Here is an 18,153-nt window from a genome sequence, read left to right as displayed (position 1 = left end):
CGCGGAATCAGTACAATCGCCGGCTTTGCTCCCCGAGAACAAACACAGTATGGCGGGGGCTGTTGCGAGAAATCCCATGCTCATTGGTAGTTATTCCCTTACGCTGGTTTTCATATCGCTGTGCGTGGCGATACTGGCCTCTTATACCGCGCTTGACCTCACCGGACGCATCGCCACGGCCAAGGGCCGAGCGGTGCATTTATGGACGGCGGGCGGCGCTTTTGCGATGGGCATCGGCGTGTGGTCGATGCATTTCATCGGCATGCTTGCGTTCACATTGCCGATCGACCTGGGCTACGACACCACCCTCACGGCACTGTCGCTGTTGATCGCGGTGCTGTCTTGCGGCTTTGCCCTTTGGCTGGTCAGTCAGCCACGGCTGCCGGCCTGGCAACTGGCGTTCGGCGCGCTGATCATGGGCGCGGGTATCAGCGCCATGCATTACACCGGCATGGCCGCCATGCGCATGCAGCCGGGCATCGATTACGACCCGACTCTGTTTGGCGCGTCGTTGCTGATTGCCGTCGGCGCGTCGGGCGCGGCGTTATGGATCGCTTTCCGCCTGCGCCAGCACACACCGCATGTTCGCCTGTTCCGTGCGGGTGCTGCAGTCATCATGGGCATTGCCATCGTCGGCATGCACTACACCGGCATGGCCGCGGCGCGCTTTGCCGCCGGCAGTTTCTGTGGTGCGGCGGTCAGTGGTTTGAACGGCAAGGGGCTGGACAGCCTGGTGCTGATCACCACCTTGGCGATATTGAGCATCGCCTTGCTGACGTCGATCCTCGATGCCCGCCTGGAGGCTCGCACCGCGGACCTCGCCCACTCGCTGACCGTGGCCAACCGTGAACTCACTCAACTGGCCTTGCACGACACCCTGACCGGTTTGCCCAACCGCATGTTGCTGGCCGACCGTATCGATCAGGCCATATCGAAAGTGCAGGAGCAGGGCAGCTGTTTTGCGTTGATGTTCATTGATCTGGACGGCTTCAAACCGGTCAACGATGCGTTCGGCCATCACATGGGCGACCAGCTGTTGCGTGAAGTTGCACTGCGCCTGCGCGAAGACCTGCGTAGCCAGGACACCCTGGCGCGGATCGGCGGCGACGAGTTCGTGTTGCTGGTGCGCCTGAACGAGCCAAACGATGCGCTGAGCCTGGCGGAGCGTCAGGTTGGGTTGATTGCGCGCTCGTTCCGGGTCGCCGAACATGACTTGCAGATTTCCGCCAGTGTCGGCATCGCGCTCTATCCGGGCAACGGTCAGACGGCCGATGAGTTGCTGATGAACGCCGATGCCGCGATGTACCACGCCAAAGGCGCCGGGAAAAACGGTCATCGCTTCTTCGACGCCTCGATGAACAGCAACGCGCGCAAACAGCTGCAATTGCTCCAGGACTTGCGCAGTGCCGTCGATCAGCAACAGTTCAAGCTTTATTACCAGCCCAAATTCGACGCCGGTCATGGCCGACCAGTGGGCGCCGAGGCGTTGCTGCGCTGGGAGCATCCGACCCTGGGCCTGCTGCAGCCGGACACGTTCATTGACCTTGCGGAGAAGACCGGGCTGATCATTCCGATTGGCGAGTGGGTGCTCAACGAGGCCTGCCGGCAGATGCGCGAGTGGTACGTGCTCGGTTACACCGATTGGCGTATCGCGGTGAACCTCTCGGCCTTGCAATTCTGCCACGCGGGGCTGGTGCAGAGCGTTGCCAAAGCCCTGGCCACCCATCATCTGCCGGCCAACAGCCTGACCCTGGAAATCACCGAAACCACCGCCATGAGCGACGCCGATGCGAGCATGACGGTGTTGCAGGAGCTGTCGGAAATGGGCGTCGACCTGTCCATCGATGACTTCGGTACCGGCTATTCGAGCTTGATGTACCTCAAGCGCCTGCCGGCCAATGAACTGAAGATCGACCGGGGTTTCGTCCGCGATCTGGAGCACGACAGCGACGACGCGGCCATTGTCTCGGCCATCGTCGCCCTCGGCCAGGCGCTGGGCCTGCGGATCGTCGCCGAAGGGGTGGAAACCGGCGTCCAGCAAGACTTCCTGACCCAGCTGGGCTGCGACTCGTTGCAGGGCTACCTGCTCGGGCATCCGCTGCCGGCCGATCGCTTCATGGTCGACATACACCGCGGGGAGCAATCGGCTACCGGCTGACGGACCCCTGAACTGATGGGGAATACCTGTGGCGAGGGAGCTTGCTCCCGCTGGGCAGCGAAGCGGCCCCCCTCATTTCTTCAGACCTACCAGGTTGCCTGAATTTACGACTGCTTCGCAGCCGAACGGGAGCAAGCTCCCTCGCCACAGGTTTGTCATCACAGGGTTGATGCAGGCCCATGCAAAACCGCGCAATGGCGGTTATTCTTGGCCCCGACTGCTTACGCTAGGAACGGGGGAAAGCCAGCATGGACAAAGTTATCGTCATCACCGGCGGCAGCCGTGGAATCGGCGCCGCCACGGCCCTGTTGGCCGCCGAACAAGGTTATCGGATCTGCATCAATTATCAGTCCGACGAACAGGCGGCGCTCAGTGTGCTGGAGCAAGTCCGCGCACGCGGTGCCCAAGCCATCGCCGTGCGTGCCGACGTCAGCATCGAAGACGAAGTGATCGCTCTGTTTCATCGGGTGGACACCGAACTGGGTCGGGTCACCGCGCTGGTGAACAACGCCGGCACCGTCGGGCAAAAGTCGCGGATCGACGAAATGTCGGAATTCCGCATTCTGAAAATCCTCAAGACCAACGTCCTGGCGCCGATCCTCTGCGCCAAACACGCGATTTTGCGCATGTCGCCCAAACACGGCGGGCAGGGCGGCAGCATCGTCAACGTCTCCTCGGTCGCCTCGCGTTTGGGTTCACCCAACGAGTACGTGGATTACGCCGCGTCCAAGGGGGCGCTGGACACCTTCACCATCGGCCTGTCCAAGGAAGTGGCGGGCGAGGGGATTCGCGTCAATGCGGTGCGTCCGGGTTACATCTACACCGATTTCCATGCATTGAGCGGCGATCCGGACCGGGTCAGCAAACTTGAGTCGGCGATTCCGATGGCCCGCGGTGGGCGGCCGGATGAAGTGGCGGAGGCGATTGTGTGGTTGTTGTCGGATAAGGCGTCGTATGCGACCGGGACTTTCGTCGATCTTGGTGGTGGGCGGTAAAGATCAGAAGCAAGATCAAAAGATCGCAGCCTTCGGCCGCTCCCACGCGCCTGTGGGCGCCGCGATCTTTTACTGTTAAAAGGACCTGACAATCCGCCCCAACGTCTCCATCGCCTTCTCCGAATCCTCGGTCCACGGGCTGCCATAATTCAACCGAATACAATTCCTGAACCGCTGGGTCGGTGAAAAAATCGGCCCCGGTGCAATGCTGATCCCCTGCGCCAATGCCATCTGAAACAACTTCAACGAATCCATCTGCGGTGGCAGTTCCAGCCACAGGAAGTAACCGCCGGCCGGTTGGCTGACGCGGGTCTGGGCCGGGAAGTAGCGGGCGATGGCGGCGAGCATGGCACTTTGCTGTTCTTCCAGGGCGTAACGCAGTTTGCGCAGGTGCCGGTCGTAGCCGCCGTGTTGCAGGTAATCGGCGATGGCGGCCTGGGCGGGCATTGAAGCGCACAGCGAGGTCATGAGTTTCAGCCGTTCGATTTTCTGCGCATAGCGCCCGGCGGCGACCCAGCCGATGCGGTAGCCGGGGGCCAGGCTCTTGGCGAACGAACCGCAATGCATCACCAGCCCTTCGGTGTCGAACGCCTTGGCCGGTTTCGGCGCCTGTTGGCCGTAATAGAGCTCGGCGTAGACGTCATCCTCGATCAGCGGCACCTGATGGCTGCGCAACAACTCCACCAGTTCCTGTTTCTTCGCCTCGGGCATGGTCGCGCCCATGGGGTTCTGGAAACTGGTCATGCACCAACAGGCCTTGATCGGGTGCCGTTCCAGGGTCTGGGCGAGTACGCCGAGGTCGATGCCGTCTCGCGGGTGGACGGGGATTTCCACGGCTTTGAGCTTCAGCCGTTCCAGCACTTGCAGGCTGGCGTAAAACGCCGGGGCTTCGATGGCCACCAGATCGCCAGGCTCGGTGACGGCTTGCAGGCACAGGTTCAGCGCTTCCAGCGCACCGTTGGTGATCAGCAGTTCTTCCATCGGCAGCATCAGCCCGCCGACCATGTAGCGCAGGGCGATTTGCCGACGCAGTTGCGGGTTGCCCGGCGACATGTCGGTGACCACCATGCGCGGGTCCATCTCCCGGGAAGCACTGGCCAGCGAGCGGGACAAACGCTGCAGCGGGAACAGCGTGGGGCTGGGGAAGGCCGAGCCGAAGGGCACGGTGGTGGGGTCCTTGATCGAGTCCAGCACTGAGAACACCAGTTCGCTGACGTCGACTTCGGTGGACTCGTTGACCTGGCTGCTGATCACCGGCTCCGAGAACGGGCTTGGTGCATGCGCATTGACGAAGTAGCCGGAACGCGGTCGCGCGCGGATCAGGCCGCGACGTTCGAGCAGGTAATATGCCTGGAACACCGTGGACGGGCTGACGCCGTAGGTCTGGCTGGCGTAGCGTACCGACGGCACCCGATGGCCGGGGCCAAGAACGCCGGAGCGGATCAGTTCAGCGATGTCGTCGGCGAATTTTTCGTAGCGTTTCATCGAGTGCCCGGTTTTAAGTTATTCAGTGGGTGCGCTGTTGTGGCGAGGGAGCTTGCTCCCGCTCGGCAGCGTAGCAGTCGTAGATTTTCAGGGGCGCTTCGCACCCCAGCGGGAGCAAGCTCCCTCGCCACAGGGGACCGCATCCGACAAAGGATTGCATCTTAAAGGCTCAGCGGTTCATCGGTGCAACAAAGCGGCTCTTGGCCACGCTATAGATACCCGGCTCATCGCTGTCGACAATCTTGAAACTGATCGTCTGCGAGCTGCTGCTCGGCCGTTCCGTGGTCATCGCCACCGACACCGGTACATCGACGATTTCACCGGGGGCCAGGCTCAGTTCGGTCTTGCCTTGCAACTGGAAGCCGTCGTCGTCGACCAGTGTCAGACGGTACTCCTGACGTTGCTGGGTCTTGTTGATGACCTTCAGGCTGTAGATGTTTTCGATCTGGCCTTCGCTGTTCTCGCGGAACAGGCCACGGTCCTTGCTCACGTCCAGCGACACCATCGGCCGCTCCACCAAGGCCAGAGCGAAGGCGCCGATCATCACCAGCAGCACCGCGGTGTAACCGATCAGGCGCGGGCGCAGCAGGTGGGTCTTGCCACCCTGCAATTGATGCTCCGAGGTGTAGCTGATCAGTCCTCGGGCGTAGCCCATTTTGTCCATGATCGAATCGCAGGCGTCGATGCACGCGGCGCAACCGATGCATTCCATCTGCAAGCCATCGCGGATGTCGATGCCGGTCGGGCAAACCTGGACGCACACCTGACAGTCGACGCAATCGCCCAGTCCGACCTCGGCGGGTTTCACTTCACGTTTGCGCGGGCCACGGTTTTCGCCGCGAGCCACGTCGTAGGAAATGGTCAGGGTGTCCTTGTCGAACATCACGCTCTGGAACCGTGCGTATGGACACATGTGCATGCACACGGCTTCACGTAGCCAGCCGGCGTTGATGTAAGTGGCACCGGTGAAAAACAGCACCCAGAACAGGCTGACACCGCCGATTTGCAAAGTCAGCAGCTCTTCGGCCAGGGGCCGGATCGGTGTGAAGTAGCCGACAAAGGTCAGGCCGGTGAGCAGGCTGATCGCCAGCCACAAGGTGTGTTTGGCCGAGCGACGGAGCAGTTTGTTCAGGCCCCAGGGCGCGGCTTGCAGCTTGATCCGCTGGTTGCGCTCGCCTTCGGTGATCTTCTCGCACCACATGAAGATCCAGGTCCAGGAGCTCTGCGGGCAGGTGTAACCGCACCAGACCCGGCCTGCGAACACGGTGATCGCAAACAGACCGAAGGCGGCGATGATCAGCAGCGCCGACAGCAGGATGAAGTCCTGCGGCCAGAAGGTCGCGCCGAAGATGTGGAATTTGCTTTCGGACAGATCCCAGAGCACCGCCTGGCGGCCGCCCCAGTTCAGCCACACCGTGCCGAAGAACAGTAGAAACAGAAACCCCGCGCCGCTCATGCGCAGGGTGCGGAACAGGCCGGTGAAGCTGCGGGTGTGGATCAGGTTGTCACTGGACTTGGCCTTCATCTTTGGACGCGAAGGCTCATTGTTTTTTATAAACGAGGCAGGTTCAACGGTTCGGACGGGGATTCTATCGCTCATGGTCTTTCGCTCATCAGCCTCCATCAGGCCTGAGCACTATGACCAGCGATCTGTTTGCATAACAGACTCAGCTAACGCAAAAAAAAGCGGATCAGATGGGCTGCCCACACCCGCCTGCGACAACTTGATGCACCCGCAAGGGCGGGCTGCAAGTACCTATGTCAGGCGCTGGTGGGTTGTGTTGATGCCGGTCAGTCAAATCACCGAATCACTGTTCGTGGCCTTCAAATGCCGGCGACCGTCCACGGCGCCTGCTACGGTCAATGCGTCGGCTTCTGCTTCGGTGATGTAGAAGCGCTGGCCGTCGAGTTCTACTGCCGACATGGATTTTTCCTCGTCAGTGATTATGGTGATATCAGGGCAAAGGCGAATTTCTTCGCCGTTTTCGGTGATGAAGAAGCAGGTCTGGTTGTCGATGCGCACGGTCATGGAGGAGGCCTTTTTGCGGATTCGTTAAGTGTTAGGGCGCATTTGCCGGTGATTGTTCTGTGCAACCGATAGATGGCGTGAGTCGTGCTTAAGTTGGTTGACCCGTGCCCGGGGGATTGATTCCTCGAAGGACCTGGCAAATCCCTCTGAACTTTGCCGGCGCCTGTGGCTCGGAACTTATGTGTGTTCATACCCTTGAGTTCATCTCGGGGCAGATCGCTTCGTGTGAGTGATGACCAGGCACAAGAGCGTCCTTGGGGCGTAAGGAGAGATGCTCGATGACCGCTGAAAAACCCACAGAACTGAGCTACAACCCGCATATACCGCTGTCCCAGGCGTTGCTGCTGCCGCGTATCGTGATCGAAAACACCATGCCGACCCTCGACGGCGGGCAATTTGCCGTTAAAGCCGTGGTCGATCAGGACGTGGTGGTGACCAGCAAAGTGTTTGCCGACGGTCATGACAAACTGGCCGTGCGCATCCGTTGGCGTGCCGAAGGCGACGACACCTGGCAGAGCGAGGTGATGGCCGAGTTGGGCAATAACGGCTGGCAGGGCCAGTTCCGTGTCAAGAAGCAGGGCCGCTATGCGTTCTGTATCGAAGCCTGGATCGATCAGTACGCCAGTTTTTGTTATGAGCTGAAAAAGAAGCACGGGGCCTGCATGTCGGTCAGCCTGGAATTGCAGGAAGGGCGCCTGCACGTCAAGCAGGCAGCGGAACGCAGTGAAGGCCTCCTCAGCGAGCAGCTGGCGGCGTTGCACCATGAGTTGTCCGGTCTGCTCGAAACCGAGCAGGTTGCCTTGTTTCTGCACCAACGCAGCGCGGACTTGATGGCCCAGGCCGATCATCGTCCCTTCGTGAGCCTGAGTCCTGAATTTCCGGTGGACGTGGAGCGGGAGTTGGCGCAGTTCGCCAGTTGGTATGAATTGTTCCCACGCTCGATCACGGATGATCCGGCCCGTCATGGCACCTTTAATGACGTGCATACGCGGCTGGCGATGATTCAGGACATGGGCTTCGACGTGCTGTACTTCACGCCGATCCACCCGATCGGCCGCAGCTATCGCAAAGGCCCGAACAACTCGTTGACCGCCGGCCCCGACGACCCGGGCAGTCCTTACGCCATCGGCAGCGAAGAAGGCGGGCATGAGGCGATTCACTCGGAACTGGGCAGCCGCGAAGACTTTCGCCGGCTCGTCGCGGCGGCCGCCGAACATGGGCTGGAAGTGGCCCTCGACTTTGCGATTCAGTGTTCCCAGGATCACCCTTGGCTCAAAGAGCATCCGGGCTGGTTCAACTGGCGCCCGGACGGCACGATCAAATACGCCGAGAACCCGCCGAAGAAATATCAGGACATCGTCAACGTCGATTTCTATGCCGTGGATGCGATTCCCAGCCTGTGGGTTGAATTGCGGGACATCGTGGTGGGCTGGGTCGAAGAGGGCGTGAAGCTGTTTCGCGTTGATAACCCCCACACCAAACCGTTGCCGTTCTGGCAGTGGTTGATCGCCGATGTGCGGGCGCTGTACCCCGAGGTGATTTTTCTGGCGGAAGCCTTTACCACGCCGGCGATGATGGCGCGCCTGGGTAAGGTCGGTTACTCCCAGAGCTACACCTATTTCACCTGGCGCAACACCAAGACCGAACTGGCGACCTATTTCACCGAACTCAACGAGTCGCCATGGCGTGAATGCTACCGGCCGAATTTTTTCGTCAATACGCCGGACATCAACCCGGCATTCCTGCATGACTCCGGGCGCCCGGGTTTTCTGATTCGCGCGGCGCTTGCGACCATGGGTTCCGGGTTATGGGGCATGTATTCGGGCTTCGAGCTGTGTGAAGCGGCGCCGGTGCCGGGCAAGGAGGAGTACCTCAATTCCGAGAAGTACGAGATCCGCCCGCGGGACTTCAACGCGCCGGGCAACATCATTGCCGAAATCGCCCAGCTCAACCGCATCCGCCGGCAGAACCCGGCGCTGCACACGCATCTGGGCCTGAAGGTCTACAACGCCTGGAACGACAACATTCTGTATTTCGGCAAGCGCAGTGAGGATGGCAGCAATTTCATTCTGGTGGCCGTCAGCCTCGATCCGAATAACGCCCAGGAAGCGAATTTTGAATTGCCGCTGTGGGAAATGGGCCTGCCCGACGATGCCAGCACCCAAGGCGAAGACTTGATGAACGGTCACCGCTGGACCTGGCACGGCAAGTACCAGTTCATGCGGATCGAACCGTGGCATCTGCCGTTCGGGATTTGGCGGATTACCGCTTCTTGACTGTGGCGAGGGGGCTTTTGTGGCGAGGGAGCTTGCTCCCGCTGGGTCGCGCAGCGGCCCCAGACAATATGTCAGTCACACCTCATTTGCAGGTTTTACGACTGCTTCGCAGCCGAGCGGGAGCAAGCTCCCTCGCCACAGGTCCGGCGGTTTTATTCGAATTAAACAGGAGTTACAAATGGCGAAGAAACCCAGGTCAGCCACCTTCATCAAAGACCCGCTCTGGTACAAGGATGCGGTGATCTACCAGGTTCACGTTAAGTCCTTTTTCGACTCCAACAATGACGGGATCGGCGACTTTCCCGGCCTTATCGCCAAGCTCGATTACATTGCCGATTTGGGCGTCAACACCATCTGGCTGTTGCCGTTCTACCCCTCGCCACGACGCGACGATGGCTACGACATCGCCGAGTACCGTGGCGTGCACCCCGACTACGGCACCCTGGCCGATGCCAAGCGTTTCATTGCCGAGGCCCACGAACGCGGCCTGCGGGTGATCACTGAACTGGTCATCAACCACACCTCGGACCAGCACCCGTGGTTCCAGCGCGCGCGCAAGGCCAAGCCCGGCTCGGCGGCCCGCGACTTCTATGTCTGGTCCGATAACGATCAGAAATACGACGGCACCCGCATCATCTTTCTCGACACCGAGAAGTCCAACTGGACCTGGGACCCGGTGGCCGGTCAGTACTTCTGGCACCGCTTCTATTCCCACCAGCCGGACCTGAATTTCGACAACCCGCAAGTGATGAAAGCGGTGCTGTCGGTGATGCGCTACTGGCTCGACATGGGCATCGACGGCCTGCGGCTGGACGCGATCCCGTACCTGATCGAGCGCGACGGCACCAACAACGAAAACCTCCCCGAGACCCACGACGTCCTCAAGCAGATCCGCGCCGAGATCGACGCCAATTACCCCGATCGCATGCTGCTGGCCGAGGCTAATCAGTGGCCGGAAGACACTCAGCTGTATTTTGGTAACACCGACGCCAAAGGCCAGAACGGCGACGAATGCCACATGGCGTTTCACTTCCCGCTGATGCCGCGCATGTACATGGCGCTGGCCCAGGAAGATCGTTTCCCGATTACCGACATTCTGCGCCAGACTCCGGAAATCCCTGCCAACTGCCAGTGGGCGATTTTCCTGCGCAACCACGATGAATTGACCCTGGAAATGGTCACCGACAAGGAGCGCGATTACCTGTGGAATTACTACGCGGCCGACCGTCGGGCGCGGATCAACCTGGGGATTCGCCGGCGTCTGGCGCCGTTGATGGAACGCGATCGTCGTCGCGTGGAGTTGCTCAACAGTCTGTTGCTGTCGATGCCCGGCACGCCGACCCTGTATTACGGCGATGAAATCGGCATGGGTGACAACATCTACCTCGGCGACCGCGACGGTGTGCGCACGCCGATGCAGTGGTCGATCGACCGTAACGGCGGCTTCTCCCGCGCCGACCCGGCCAGTCTGGTGTTGCCGCCGATCATGGACCCGCAGTATGGCTATCTGTCGGTCAACGTCGAAACCCAGGCCGGCGACCCTCATTCATTGTTGAACTGGACCCGGCGCATGCTCGCGATACGCAAGCAGTCCAAGGCCTTCGGTCGCGGCACGCTGAAGATGCTGTCGCCGAGCAATCGCCGGATCCTGGCTTACACCCGTGAATTCACCGGCGCGGACGGCAAGCACGAGATTATTCTGTGCGTGGCCAACGTGTCCCGCAGCGCGCAAGCGGCGGAGCTGGATCTGTCGGCTTATGTCGGCATGGTCCCGGTGGAGATGCTCGGCGGCAATGCGTTCCCGCCGATCGGCCAGTTGAATTTCCTGCTGACGCTGGCGCCTTACGGCTTCTACTGGTTCGGCCTGGCGGCGGAGAACCAGATGCCGAGCTGGCACGTGGAGCCGGCGCAAAGCCTGCCGGACTTCACCACGCTGGTGCTGAAGCAGCGCATGGAAGAGCTGCTCGAAGCGCCGTCTCGGCAGTCACTGGAGCAGGGCATTTTGCCGAGCTGGTTGCAGAATCGCCGCTGGTTCGCCGGCAAGGACGGCACCATCGACAGCGTCAACCTCGCTTACGGCGTGCGCTTCGGCGACCCGCAGCATCCGGTGCTGTTGAGTGAAATCGACGTCACCAGCGCTGGCCAGACCAGCCGCTATCAATTGCCATTCGGCTTTATTTCCGAGGAACAGGTCGGCGCCGCGTTGCCGCAGCAATTGGCGCTGGCCAGGGTCCGTCGCGGTCGCCAGGTCGGCCTGATCACCGACGCCTTCAGCCTCGACAGCTTTGTTCATGCAGTGTTGCAGGGCATGCAGGCCAGTACGGTGTTGCCCTCGGACGGTGGCGAGATCCGTTTCGAGCCTACTGATGAATTGGCCAAACTGGGGCTGAGTGCCGAGTCGCAGGTGCGTTACCTGTCTGCCGAGCAATCCAACAGTTCGGTGGTGATCGGCGCCAGCCTGGTGCTGAAGCTAATTCGCAAGGTCGCGTCAGGGGTGCACCCGGAACTGGAAATGAGCGCGTACCTGACCCATGCCGGTTTCAAAAATATTTCGCCGCTGTTGGGAGCGGTGATTCGTCGCGATGCGGCGGGCGAGGACACGCTGTTGATGATCGCCCAAGGTTACTTGAGCAATCAGGGCGACGCGTGGGAATGGACCCAGAACAACCTCGAACGGGCGCTTCGCGACGAACTCGCCGATGCCGTGTCCGAGCAGGAGCAGCACTACAACGCCCTCGGCGAGCTGAAGGATTTTGCCGGCATGCTCGGCCAGCGCCTGGGGGAGATGCATCAGGTACTGGCGACCCCGAGCGCCAACCCGGACTTTGCCCCACACATCATGAGTCAGAAAGATGCCCTGGCCTCGGCCAAGGACGTGGCGGCGCAGCTGGAGCATGCACTGAAGCTGCTCAAGCAACATCAAACCGAACTGAGCGCGGCGGACCAGACATTGGTCAGCCGCTTGCTGGACAACAAGAAAGCCATCCTCGGACATATCCAGGAGTTGGGCAAAAAGGCCACTGGCGGCTTGCGTATCCGCGTCCATGGTGACTTGCACCTGGGGCAAGTGCTGGTGATCAAGGGTGATGCTTATCTGATCGATTTTGAGGGTGAACCCGCGCGGCCGCTGCATGAGCGCCGTGGCAAACACAGCCCCTATAAAGACGTCAGCGGCGTGTTGCGCTCCTTCGATTATGCCGCGGCGATGGCGATCAACGTGCACAACGTCGATAACACGGCGGATGCTCAGGCAGCGCGTCAAAGGGTTGCCGAGCGTTATTTAAGAGAGGCGCGACAATCATTTGTCGACGCTTATCGGCTGGCGGCAGCTAGTCTTGCTCATGCATGGCAAGATCCTGAAGGCGAGGATGCTGCGCTGGCGTTGTTCGGTCTGGAGAAGGCGGCTTACGAAGTGGCCTATGAGGCTGAAAACCGCCCCACTTGGCTACCGGTGCCGTTGCACGGTTTATATGGATTATTGAGTGGGCTTAAACCCTTTTCCGATCTTGGTGGAGAGTAGTCATGAGTTTCTCGAACAAGGAACAGGGGCACGTTAAAGAGGCGCTGCTGCCCAGGGCGCGGGACATCGACGCATTGGTACGCGCCGAACATCAGGATCCCTTTGCAATTCTCGGCCCGCACGGCGATGGCGCTGGCGGGCAATTCATTCGGGCGTATCTGCCGGATGCCTTGAGTGTGCAAGTGGTGGACAAGGCCTCCGGAGAAGAACTCGGCAGCCTTGAGGCGACCCAGACGCCGGGGTTGTTCGTCGGGCACTTCGAGCGGGCACAGCCTTATCTGCTGCGAACCCGTTGGGCCGGCGGTGAGCAACTCGCCGAAGACCCTTACAGCTTTGGCCCGTTACTCGGCGAGATGGACTTGTACCTGTTCGCCGAGGGCAATCACCGGGATCTGAGCAGTTGCCTCGGTGCGCAACTGAAGACAGTCGATGGCGTGGAGGGTGTGCGCTTCGCCGTGTGGGCGCCGAACGCCAGAAGGGTCTCGGTGGTCGGCGATTTTAACGTCTGGGACGGTCGTCGGCATCCGATGCGCCTGCGCCATCCCACTGGGGTCTGGGAGTTGTTCATCCCGCGCCTGCAAGCGGGGGAGGCCTACAAATACGAAATCCTCGGCGCCCACGGCATTCTGCCGCTCAAGGCCGACCCGGTGGCCCTGGCCACAGCGCTGCCGCCAGACACCGCATCGAAAGTCGCTTCGCCGCTGCAAGTCGACTGGCAGGACCAGGACTGGATGCAGTCGCGGGGCGAGCGTCAGCGAACCAGTGCACCGCTGTCGATCTATGAGTTGCATGCCGGTTCCTGGCAATGCGAGCTGGATGACCTGGGCGAAGTCGCCCGTCAGTACACCTGGCCCGAGTTGGCCGAGCGGCTGATTCCGTACGTCAAAGAGCTGGGTTTCACCCACATCGAACTGATGCCGATCATGGAACATCCATTCGGTGGCTCCTGGGGTTATCAATTGTTGTCGCAGTTTGCCCCGAGCGCCCGTTACGGCTCGCCGGATGAGTTCGCCGCTTTCGTCAACGCGTGTCACCAGGCCGAAATCGGCGTGATCCTTGATTGGGTGCCGGCGCATTTCCCGACCGATGTCCATGGCCTGGCGCAGTTCGACGGCACCGCGCTGTACGAATACGGCAACCCGATGGAGGGCTTTCACCAGGACTGGGACACGCTGATCTACAACCTGGGTCGCACCGAGGTGCACGGCTACATGCTGGCGTCGGCGCTGCACTGGCTCAAGCATTTCCATGTCGATGGACTGCGGGTCGACGCAGTGGCGTCGATGCTGTATCGCGATTACTCGCGCAAGGCTGGCGAGTGGGTGCCCAACCGTCACGGCGGTCGGGAGAATCTGGAGGCCATCGATTTCCTGCGTCATCTCAACGACGTAGTGGCTCTGGAAGCACCGGGGGCACTGGTGATTGCCGAAGAGTCCACGGCGTGGCCGGGTGTCAGCCAGAGCACGCAACAGGGCGGGCTGGGTTTTGCCTATAAGTGGAACATGGGCTGGATGCACGATTCGCTGCATTACATTCAGCAGGATCCGGTGTACCGCGCCCATCATCACAACGAACTGAGTTTCGGCCTGGTGTATGCCTGGTCCGAGCGTTTCATCCTGCCGATTTCCCACGACGAAGTGGTACACGGCAAGCATTCGCTGATCGACAAAATGCCCGGCGACCGTTGGCAGAAGTTTGCCAACCTGCGGGCTTACCTGAGTTTCATGTGGACCCATCCGGGCAAGAAACTGTTGTTCATGGGCTGCGAGTTCGGCCAGTGGCGGGAGTGGAATCACGATCAGCAGCTGGACTGGTACTTGCTGCAATATCCGGAACACCAGGGTGTGCGCAAGCTGGTCGGCGACTTGAATCGGTTGTATCGCGAAGAGCCTGCCCTGCACGATCAGGACGATGTACCGCAGGGCTTCCAGTGGTTGATCGGCGACGACGCGATCAACAGCGTTTATGCCTGGCTACGCTGGAGCAAGGAGGGCAGGCCGGTATTGGTGGTGGCCAACTTCACCCCGGTGCCGCGTCAGTCCTACCGCGTCGGCGTGCCGTTTGCCGGGCGCTGGGTCGAGTTGATCAACAGCGACGCCGACACCTATGCCGGGTCCAATTACGGTAACGGTGGCGGGGTGTTCACCGAGGAAGAACCGAGCCATGGGCAGGCACTTTCCCTGGTGTTGAATTTGCCGCCGTTGGCGGTGTTGATTCTGCGACCGGAGGGTTGATCGAAAAGATCGCCGGCTTCGCCGGCTCCTACAGGATCGGGTCGCCCCAGGTGGGCGGGACAACGTTGAACCGTAGGAGCTGCCGAAGGCTGCGATCTTTTGATTTTTTTTACCAACGCATCCGCACCCCAAGGCTGCCAATCAACCCGTTCAAATCATTTTCAACCACATTGCTGCTGTAGTCGGCGCTGACATACAGGCTGACCGAAGGCGTCACTCTGGCCACCAACCCCAGACCCACGTCTACTGTCGATGAATTGCGACTGCTGCTGATTTTGTCGACCTGATCCAGGCTCACTGTGTTGCCCGTGTACACCGTGTGCCACAAATTGGTCCGCACATAGGGTTCGACCGGCAGGCCGTTGATATCGTAATTGCCTTTCAAGCGTGCACCGACCCGACCGCTCCAGGAGGTCAGGTCGCTGGACGAGGCGTTGCCTGACCCGGCATATGGCGTATCCAGCGTGATGCGTTGATTGATCAACTGCGCCTGGGGTTCAACCACCCAGTTGTCGCCCAGGCCAATCGGGAAACCACCTTCCACCGACACTGTCATCGCGCTGCCTTCGGTGGTTTGTCGCACGCCCTGGTCGTTGCGGCTAAAACCGCTGACCCGGCCGCCGCTGGCCGTCAAGTCGACGTGCCAGCCTTGCGCCCCGGTCAGGCTCCAGTAGGCACCCAGGCTTTGGCCTTGAAGGTTGAGCGTGTCATGGCTGGGGTCGGCGAGGGCGCGGCTGGTCAGCAGGCCGTTGTCGTTGCCCTGGAATTGAGCGGTGCCGCCGATCAGTCCGACCCGCTGGATACTACCGCTGTTGCTTTGCACGGTCAGGAGTGCCGGGCCTTTGAATTCGCTGGCTCCGGGGATCGTGCCCTGGGTCAGATAATCGGTTTGTGCCTGCCGCGACGTCGGGCCATAGGCGTGATCCCAGGCCAAGGGCGCGGCGTCTTCGATCGTCAGGCGTGAGCTGGGTAAGTCTGAGTTGACGCGTAAACGGTCAGGATATGTGGCGACGCCGAAGGGCAAGGTAATTGTCGGTAGTTGCTGGCTGTACCAGGGCGTTGTTTCGTCCTCGGCAGACGACGCTCGCACCTCCATGGATGAGCACAGCAGGAGTGAACCGGAGACGACGCAAAAAGTGAATTTTATCTCTTGTGGGGTGAATGAAGTTCTCATGGAGGTCTACCTTGCAATCGCATGCGTATCTCGCCGTGGCGTCTCTCCTACCCCGAATGAGGGGCGACCGAATGGATTGAGGCAAGGTCCGACCCGCCCGTTTTACGGGTGTCTGGAGGCTTGCCCCTGATGGATTTCCGGGGGTAGTAAGGACTAGCTAAGAAGACCGATGACGCTGCGTCAAGAAAATGGCCGATAAGTGGTACGGCTATTTCAGACTCTGTAAGTGACTGATTATTGGCGCCGATCTAAGTTGTTGTTTGTACGAAAAATCATCCTGAAAGGTGCAATCCAGACGTATTGGGTAGTGGGCTATCGGTTGCGTGACGGATGAACAGTGCAAAATCCATGAGCAAGTCCGTGACGTGATTACTGTCATTTTTTCTGCTTCAGGCTGCAGTTCTTGGCGCCTGTCGCTTGACGGTGTTACAGGCGTACCTCCACTGCCAGCGGCAAATGGTCCGACAGGTGCGTCCAGGGTTTGTAGCCGAGTATGCGCGGCTCATGACTGCTGGCATTGCGCAGGTAGATGCGGTCCAGGCGCAGCAGGGGAAACCGTGCCGGGTACGTTTTCGCCGGGCGGCCGTGGTGGCGTTCGAACGCTTCATGCAGGTAGTCGCGTCGGGCGAGGGTGGCATTGCCTTGCAACTGCCAGTCGTTGAAGTCGCCGGCAATGATGACCGGGGCGTCCTCTGGCAACGATTCGAGTAACAGGCAGAGCAACTGCAGCTGGAGTTGTCGATGGCTTTCCAACAGGCTCAGGTGCACGCAAATGGCATGCACTTCGGCATGGCCCGGCACATCCAGCACACAGTGCAGCAAGCCGCGCCGCTCGGGGCCGGTGATCGAGACATCGAGGTTGCGAAATTCGCGGATCGGGTATTTCGACAGCAGGGCATTGCCGTGATGGCCGTCGGGGTAGACCGCGTTGCGACCGTAAGCGAAATCGCTCCACATGCTGTCGGCCAGGAATTCGTACTGCGAGGTCGGTGGCCAGTCGTTGTAACGGGAAGAATGCCGGTCATGCTCACCGACCACTTCCTGCAGAAACACCAGGTCCGCCGACGTACTGCGTACCGCTTCGCGCAGTTCCGGGAGGATGAAACGTCGGTTGAGGGCGGTGAAACCCTTGTGAGTATTGACCGTCAGTACTCTGAGTCGGCGAATCGCCGGGGGCGTGCTCGATGGCACTGATTCGACGGCTTGGCGTTCGGCATCGTGGGTCACGTTCACTCCTCTGAATCAGGGCTGCTGTATGTATGCGACTGATGCGTGGGCGAGCAGTTCAAACACATTCACCACACCCGTAGCAGCTGTCGAGCACCGCGAGGCAGCGTTCGGTGTGGGCCGCATTCGGACGTAGCCGTCGTGAATCCGGCTGACGCGGTTTGCCTGATGCACCGTAAGTTCCGGTTTTACGACGGCTACGCCGCCGAACGCAGCCTCGCAGGCTCGGCAGCTGCTACGAGCGAGTCCGATCAGACAAACACAATTTCATACGGCAACCGCATGCGTTCCAGAATCACTCGTGGCAGCAGCGGGGCGATGCCGATCGCCGGTTCGCCGTCGAGCTGGCTGGCGTAGGCATAGGTTGCGTGGCTTTTGCGCGCAACAGTCCAGGTGTCGAGGCGTAGCTTGCGCGCGCGATGCCAGGGGATCAGCCCGTGCTCGCGCATCGGCCAGTGCCAGGCCCAGACCGGTATTTCGTTGAGCGTCGCCCCTACCAGGGCGGCAGCCCTGGCGCTGGCACGGCCGACAGCGTCGTGGTCGACGATGCCGTCTTCGCGCCAGGTGGTGAACACCACATCGCCGGGGCGCAGGTAGCGGACGATGAATTGGGTCAATTCAGACTCTCGCTCGGCCAGAGCGTTGTCGGTGAAGCCGCCGCGAATCCACTTCAGGCTGTGCATCGGCAAGCCGAGTCGACGCAAGGCTTCGACACTTTCCTGGGGGCGGAACACGCTCAGGCGCTTTTCCGACCACTGACGCGACCCCGGATGGCTGGCGCTGCCGTCGGTGATCGAGATCAGTTGCAGAGGATGACCAAGGGAGCACAACAGTTGCAGCAGGCCACCGCAAGTCACCACTTCATCGCCGGGATGCGGGGCGATCACCACCGCGCGAGCTCCAGCAGGGACCAGTGTTTCGGTGTTGATGACGGGGATGTTGTCCAGTTGTGGGGCGCTGTTCCAGATCTGCGCAGGCAAGCTGTTTTCGCTGATGGAAACCGGTCTCATAGGCGCTACGTCCTTGTTCTGTCTGGCCCTCAGTCGTGCGCAATG

At 60.6% G+C, this 18,153-nt stretch carries 11 protein-coding genes; 5 read left to right on the top strand and 6 right to left on the bottom strand.

Annotation, left to right across the window (positions count from 1 at the left end):
- Nucleotides 1-76: 76 nt before the first annotated feature.
- Both AC07V0_RS13825 and AC07V0_RS13820 read left to right on the top strand, forming a co-directional pair.
- The gene (locus AC07V0_RS13825; RefSeq protein WP_192350680.1) at nucleotides 77-2,158 is read left to right on the top strand and encodes a putative bifunctional diguanylate cyclase/phosphodiesterase; all 2,082 of its coding nucleotides are present in this window, start codon (nucleotides 77-79) and stop codon (nucleotides 2,156-2,158) included.
- Nucleotides 2,159-2,406: 248 nt separating this feature from the next.
- Nucleotides 2,407-3,153, top strand: a complete 747-nt coding sequence (locus tag AC07V0_RS13820; protein WP_018926135.1) for an SDR family oxidoreductase — start codon at nucleotides 2,407-2,409, stop codon at nucleotides 3,151-3,153.
- A 75-nt stretch (nucleotides 3,154-3,228) separates the two neighbouring features.
- On the opposite strand, the gene mapR is transcribed toward AC07V0_RS13820, so the two are convergent.
- The 3 genes from mapR to AC07V0_RS13805 all read right to left on the bottom strand — a co-directional run bounded on the left by mapR (nucleotide 3,229) and on the right by AC07V0_RS13805 (nucleotide 6,667).
- On the bottom strand, nucleotides 3,229-4,638 hold the full coding sequence (mapR, locus tag AC07V0_RS13815; protein ID WP_018926134.1) for a GntR family transcriptional regulator MpaR: 1,410 nt from the start codon (nucleotides 4,636-4,638) through the stop codon (nucleotides 3,229-3,231).
- Between the two features lie 169 nt (nucleotides 4,639-4,807).
- Nucleotides 4,808-6,238: a cytochrome c oxidase accessory protein CcoG gene (gene ccoG / locus AC07V0_RS13810; RefSeq protein ID WP_495019643.1), complete on the bottom strand. Its 1,431-nt coding sequence runs from the start codon at nucleotides 6,236-6,238 to the stop codon at nucleotides 4,808-4,810.
- A 195-nt stretch (nucleotides 6,239-6,433) separates the two neighbouring features.
- A complete protein-coding gene (locus AC07V0_RS13805; protein ID WP_018926132.1) occupies nucleotides 6,434-6,667 on the bottom strand; it encodes a DUF3203 family protein in 234 nt (77 codons plus the stop codon).
- A 278-nt stretch (nucleotides 6,668-6,945) separates the two neighbouring features.
- On the opposite strand from AC07V0_RS13805, the gene AC07V0_RS13800 reads away from it, so the two are divergent.
- The 3 genes from AC07V0_RS13800 to glgB all read left to right on the top strand — a co-directional run bounded on the left by AC07V0_RS13800 (nucleotide 6,946) and on the right by glgB (nucleotide 14,697).
- Nucleotides 6,946-8,943, top strand: a complete 1,998-nt coding sequence (locus tag AC07V0_RS13800; RefSeq protein ID WP_064618169.1) for an alpha-1,4-glucan--maltose-1-phosphate maltosyltransferase — start codon at nucleotides 6,946-6,948, stop codon at nucleotides 8,941-8,943.
- A gap of 178 nt (nucleotides 8,944-9,121) precedes the next feature.
- The gene (treS, locus tag AC07V0_RS13795) at nucleotides 9,122-12,463 is read left to right on the top strand and encodes a maltose alpha-D-glucosyltransferase (protein WP_495019642.1); all 3,342 of its coding nucleotides are present in this window, start codon (nucleotides 9,122-9,124) and stop codon (nucleotides 12,461-12,463) included.
- A gap of 2 nt (nucleotides 12,464-12,465) precedes the next feature.
- The gene (gene glgB / locus AC07V0_RS13790) at nucleotides 12,466-14,697 is read left to right on the top strand and encodes a 1,4-alpha-glucan branching protein GlgB (protein WP_495019641.1); all 2,232 of its coding nucleotides are present in this window, start codon (nucleotides 12,466-12,468) and stop codon (nucleotides 14,695-14,697) included.
- 109 nt (nucleotides 14,698-14,806) lie between these two features.
- Here the strand turns inward: glgB and AC07V0_RS13785 are convergent, their stop codons facing one another.
- From AC07V0_RS13785 to AC07V0_RS13775, 3 genes are all read right to left on the bottom strand, one after another.
- A complete protein-coding gene (locus AC07V0_RS13785; RefSeq protein WP_086946121.1) occupies nucleotides 14,807-15,871 on the bottom strand; it encodes an autotransporter domain-containing protein in 1,065 nt (354 codons plus the stop codon).
- Nucleotides 15,872-16,297: 426 nt separating this feature from the next.
- Nucleotides 16,298-17,098 (bottom strand): endonuclease/exonuclease/phosphatase family protein, encoded by an 801-nt coding sequence (locus AC07V0_RS13780; RefSeq protein ID WP_495019640.1) that lies wholly within the window; start codon nucleotides 17,096-17,098, stop codon nucleotides 16,298-16,300.
- A 251-nt stretch (nucleotides 17,099-17,349) separates the two neighbouring features.
- Nucleotides 17,350-18,108: a PIG-L deacetylase family protein gene (locus AC07V0_RS13775; protein WP_018926126.1), complete on the bottom strand. Its 759-nt coding sequence runs from the start codon at nucleotides 18,106-18,108 to the stop codon at nucleotides 17,350-17,352.
- Nucleotides 18,109-18,153 lie beyond the last annotated feature (45 nt).

This window comes from Pseudomonas sp. GW821-FHT01E10 (genome assembly GCF_059422365.1).
This window is presented reverse-complemented; position numbering and strand designations above follow the sequence as displayed.

Bases quoted from the DNA above. Each gene is read 5' to 3' on its own strand.
- AC07V0_RS13825 (WP_192350680.1), top strand. From the start codon at position 77: ATGCTCATTGGTAGTTATTCCCTTACGCTGGTTTTCATATCGCTGTGC.
- AC07V0_RS13820 (WP_018926135.1), top strand. From the start codon at position 2,407: ATGGACAAAGTTATCGTCATCACCGGCGGCAGCCGTGGAATCGGCGCC.
- mapR (WP_018926134.1), bottom strand. From the start codon at position 4,638: ATGAAACGCTACGAAAAATTCGCCGACGACATCGCTGAACTGATCCGC.
- ccoG (WP_495019643.1), bottom strand. From the start codon at position 6,238: ATGAGCGATAGAATCCCCGTCCGAACCGTTGAACCTGCCTCGTTTATA.
- AC07V0_RS13805 (WP_018926132.1), bottom strand. From the start codon at position 6,667: ATGACCGTGCGCATCGACAACCAGACCTGCTTCTTCATCACCGAAAAC.
- AC07V0_RS13800 (WP_064618169.1), top strand. From the start codon at position 6,946: ATGACCGCTGAAAAACCCACAGAACTGAGCTACAACCCGCATATACCG.
- treS (WP_495019642.1), top strand. From the start codon at position 9,122: ATGGCGAAGAAACCCAGGTCAGCCACCTTCATCAAAGACCCGCTCTGG.
- glgB (WP_495019641.1), top strand. From the start codon at position 12,466: ATGAGTTTCTCGAACAAGGAACAGGGGCACGTTAAAGAGGCGCTGCTG.
- AC07V0_RS13785 (WP_086946121.1), bottom strand. From the start codon at position 15,871: ATGAGAACTTCATTCACCCCACAAGAGATAAAATTCACTTTTTGCGTC.
- AC07V0_RS13775 (WP_018926126.1), bottom strand. From the start codon at position 18,108: ATGAGACCGGTTTCCATCAGCGAAAACAGCTTGCCTGCGCAGATCTGG.